The 3,847-nt window shown below is 52.6% G+C and carries 4 protein-coding genes; 2 read left to right on the top strand and 2 right to left on the bottom strand.

Going from position 1 to position 3,847, the window contains the following annotated elements:
- Together QP999_RS13315 and QP999_RS13310 are read left to right on the top strand one after the other, a co-directional pair.
- A partial coding sequence (locus QP999_RS13315; RefSeq protein WP_284848464.1) for a hypothetical protein occupies positions 1 to 486 on the top strand: 486 nt, incomplete at its 5' end.
- 211 nt (positions 487 to 697) lie between these two features.
- Complete coding sequence (locus QP999_RS13310; protein WP_284848463.1) at positions 698 to 1,330, top strand: hypothetical protein; 633 nt, start codon at positions 698 to 700, stop codon at positions 1,328 to 1,330.
- 74 nt (positions 1,331 to 1,404) lie between these two features.
- On the opposite strand, the gene QP999_RS13305 is transcribed toward QP999_RS13310, so the two are convergent.
- Together QP999_RS13305 and QP999_RS13300 are read right to left on the bottom strand one after the other, a co-directional pair.
- Positions 1,405 to 2,343: a chymotrypsin family serine protease gene (locus tag QP999_RS13305; RefSeq protein WP_284848462.1), complete on the bottom strand. Its 939-nt coding sequence runs from the start codon at positions 2,341 to 2,343 to the stop codon at positions 1,405 to 1,407.
- Between the two features lie 310 nt (positions 2,344 to 2,653).
- Positions 2,654 to 2,935, bottom strand: coding sequence for a hypothetical protein (locus tag QP999_RS13300; RefSeq protein ID WP_284848461.1), 282 nt, complete (start codon positions 2,933 to 2,935; stop codon positions 2,654 to 2,656).
- Between the last annotated feature and the right edge of the window lie 912 nt (positions 2,936 to 3,847).

The raw sequence follows: 3,847 nt of genomic DNA, 5'->3' as shown, positions 1-3,847 counted from the left end.
CATGGTGGTAGATTACCTTTCTTCCCAACCCAACTGGGCTGGATATCAGGTGTCTACCAAACAGGGGTCAGGTCCGCAATGGCCATCTTTGACGAGACCAAAGATCCAGACGAACGTTTCGAGATGGCACGCACCATGGCAAAATGGTGCCGCGACAACGACAAAACCTACTACTACAACCACGGCCACAAAGACGAATCCTATTTCTGGATGACCATCTTTGACGAGACCAAAGACCCAGACGAACGTTTCGAGATGGCACGCACCATGGCAAAATGGTGCCGCATCAACGACAAAACCTACTACTACAACCACGGCCACAAAGACGAATCCTATTTCTGGATGACCATCTTTGACGAGACCAAAGATCCCGAAGAAAAGTCCGAATCAGCAAAGAACCTAGCCAAGTGGTGCCGGGTGAATAATTCCACTTGCTACTACAACCACGGCCACCGGGACGAAGAATATTGGCAGCAATACGTCTAAGACTCATTTCACAACCCTGCCCACGGTTCACTAGGCCACAGGACGGTTCGCGTTGCTTCGGAGTTCCCCATTTGAATGCATTTCAAACAGAGCGCTCCCAAATCTGCCGGTCTAATGAATTGGAGCATGCGCGAATAGTTAACGCATCAGAATTCAGCTGATGAACGAGCAAACTGCCTCTTGTCCACGCTCCTCAGAATCAGGAGCATGCATGCCCGCATCACTGTTTACGCGCGAGGGTTTCTGGATCATTGGAGCCGAGACCAAAGCTGCAATCCCACGATCCGAGTTCCCACCCGACACCGTGGCGATGATTGATCTGCTCACGGCTCGACGGTACTGGCCGTACCTCCCACACGTGGATCTCGACCTGATGGAGCAACACCACCCAGGAGCCAAGGTACTTATCACTGACCTGAATCGCGCTTTGCATAACGAGTGGGACATGTTCGGCGGTTGGACGGGACTGTATGAATCTGGTCAAGCCCAGCGAATCGTAGCGCGGGTGACAGCCGAGGTCGAGGATCGAGAGCTGGCTTCTTTTTGCGGCGGTATCATCGAGGATTTGTTCCTGTGGGCCATGAACGATGAGCGTTCAGCGATGGAGGGGCGTGGAGCGCTCAAGGAATACGGGGTGCAGTCCCCAGAAGTCCTGTTGACGTTCCCGTATAACCCAGCTGGCCTTGCCGGAGGGGAGCTGGAGTTGTGGCATACAGAGCTGCGGCGTAACTATCTGCATTGGCTGATTCAAAGTGCTGTGGCAGCGGAGCGAGAGGGGGATAGATTACCGGCGTGGCAAGTGACGGGGTTCGCGGCGGTGAAGGAGTGGCTCATGAAGTTGTAGCCGAAGCCACGACAGCGTGAAGCCCCCAGCAATGTATAAGTCAGCAAGGGGGGGGCTCTTTAGGGAATAAGAACTTAGCGGAAAAAGTATGCCGCTGCACTACCAATTCCAAGCAAGGCTAGCAGCCCCACAATAATGCCGATGATGCCGCCAGTAGATGAACCGCCGTTGCTCGGCTCAGCCGGCTTTGGGACGGGGTTGGTAGTCGGCTCGCTCTGCTTCGAGGTTGTGGTTGCCGGAGCTGGTTCTGGCTTGGATGTCGTGGTCGGCTTCGGATTGAGGAAGTCTTCGTACGCCGCGAAAAGATCTGAAAGATCATCGGACGAATATGACTTTTCCCTGGAATCATTGATTACGGCTCCACGAATAGCACGTGTCTTGTACTGGACACCGTTGAGGATTGAGTACTGGTCACCAGAAAGAACGCCCACGAAGCCTTTACCAGGTGCCCACATCGGTGCCCCAGAATCTCCCTGCTCCCCGGCGGTGCCAAAATCAGCAAAAAAGGTGCCGCCGAAGGCTCCCATATATTTCCCGCACGTTACTCCCGTGGAGTCATTGAAATGTGTGCTCTTACCATGGAAGCAGATCGGATCTCCCATTTCTAGCGAAGTAAGCGGAACGATGGTGTCATCTGAAAAGACATTGGGCTCGAGTTCGACCTCGCCGGGCTTCCACTGAATATAGCCCCAATCCTGAGCCGCCGCTTCGGCGTTGTAGGAAGGGTTGATGTGAAACTCACCAACCGATTCCCACAGGTCAGAAAGATCCTTCGCTAAAACGGTAAAAGTCTCGCCCTCATCAGCACAATGTGCTGCGATATATGAGCGGTTGTTCTTGATGTCGTTATAGCCAATAGTGCATCCATGTCCATTCGTTGATCCAATAGCGTCACCTTGGGAGATGATCGGGTGGTCCTGAGTCAGCGATGCCTGTGCCGCCGGAACCGCGGCACCAGAAACGGAAAGCGTAACAGCCGAGAGAACGGCGAGCAGTCTAGTCGAGAGAGCCATGAGAGAACGTCCTATCCATTAGGGAAACACTTAAATTTTACCGGCTCCCAACTGGTAAAATCAACTTTTCTTCCCCTCGCTGAACATATCATCAACCTGCGATGACGACGAATACGGCAGACTCATAGACCTCGCATCTCCCCACAGCTTTCGTTCCCCTGTTTGCACTCCGTCCTTTAGGGCACTTCCACCAACACATAGATTCTGTGTTTTGTACCGTACAAAGACTTTCCGACACTCCATCCATGCTTCAACGACTCGTCGTCGGCATTCCGACTGGCTAATCAAGGTTTTATACAGACGTATCCAACTAACTGAGCGCCATTCCCTGCAGGAAAGCTAAGTCTTCGCGGATGCGGCCAACATTGATGCAGAGCCGAATGTCAAAGCCGACAAACTCATTGACCGTCTCGACGGCAGGCTTTGCAAGTTCCACCCATTCACCGTAAAGAGTTTCAAGACACTCATTCAGCGCAGCATCGTTGATATCGCGCGAGCCGAGGTCGGGATTATTTTCCAGAAGCCAGAATGCCGCCCGCCGTTCAATGTATTCGGAAGCGGCCTTGGAAAGCTTCAGATCGTCACTGTCCATGGCCGTCCCATCCATCCAAGAACTCTGGCTCTTCCCCGTTGTTACCGTTCAGCCAAAATACGTACCGAATCCCGGTGACCTTGTCATAACCCCAACGAGGCCCTGAGAGTAGACCGCCGTAATTCATGAACCCCTTGATCCGAGGCGCAGGAACCCATTCTCCATTTGGCTTGTAGTAGCCGACATCTACAACGAAACCGAACCTATCAATTGGCTTGTGGACGTAGCGTTGATCCTTTGGCTTGCTCATCTCCTAGTACTTTCGACATTAAATGGACTACCTTTAACACTACCGGGGTTAATCCTCATTGAACGAAAAAAATTCGAGTCCCGTTGATCCCCCCCCCCAAATCAAGCAGCAGGAAAGACGTCAGGTAACGCCATACCTATCCACCGAATATCCCTCCTGAGATCCCCTTTTTAGAAAAACTCCACAAAAGTCCAGTTCAAGCCGGGTGCGGAAAAATCCCCTATCCTCCGCCATTGGGAAGTCCCCTGGATGTCATCATCCAGGGGACTTCTCCTCATGCGCAGGTGGCAGATTCTAGTGGTCGCGGATACACGGTTTTAGATTTCGTTGGCATAGCCTAGGAGTTCGGCCATTTCTTCGGCTGGTATTGCAAATCCTAGGGTTGCGCGTGGTCTGTTGTTGAGGCATGGCAACGAACTCGAGGTCTTCTTCTTAACCACGTAGGCCGAGTTTCCCGCAGTCGTAGGCGACTATTGTCGATACGACTGCGGACAGCGAGATATCCCATGAGCTGTTTGGCTAAGAGGTAGCCAGGAATGGGTGGAACATTTGTGATCATGTCGACCGTGCTGTCGCATGGTATCTCTGTTCAGAAGACTGAAATGGTAGCGGTGTGGTGAGTATCTGGTAGCGCCTGAGTGAGTATCCGGTAGCGGTGTCTT

The sequence above is a fragment of the Corynebacterium sp. MSK004 genome (assembly GCF_030232515.1).
In the GTDB taxonomy this organism is placed as follows: domain Bacteria; phylum Actinomycetota; class Actinomycetes; order Mycobacteriales; family Mycobacteriaceae; genus Corynebacterium; species Corynebacterium hesseae.
The sequence above is the reverse complement of the archived record's forward strand: the minus strand, read 5'-3'. Positions and strand labels throughout refer to the sequence as shown.

What these genes read in the sequence shown, in the direction of transcription:
- QP999_RS13310 (WP_284848463.1), top strand. Translation starts at nt 698, where the DNA reads ATGCCCGCATCACTGTTTACGCGCGAGGGTTTCTGGATCATTGGAGCC.
- QP999_RS13305 (WP_284848462.1), bottom strand. Translation starts at nt 2,343, where the DNA reads ATGGCTCTCTCGACTAGACTGCTCGCCGTTCTCTCGGCTGTTACGCTT.
- QP999_RS13300 (WP_284848461.1), bottom strand. Translation starts at nt 2,935, where the DNA reads ATGGACAGTGACGATCTGAAGCTTTCCAAGGCCGCTTCCGAATACATT.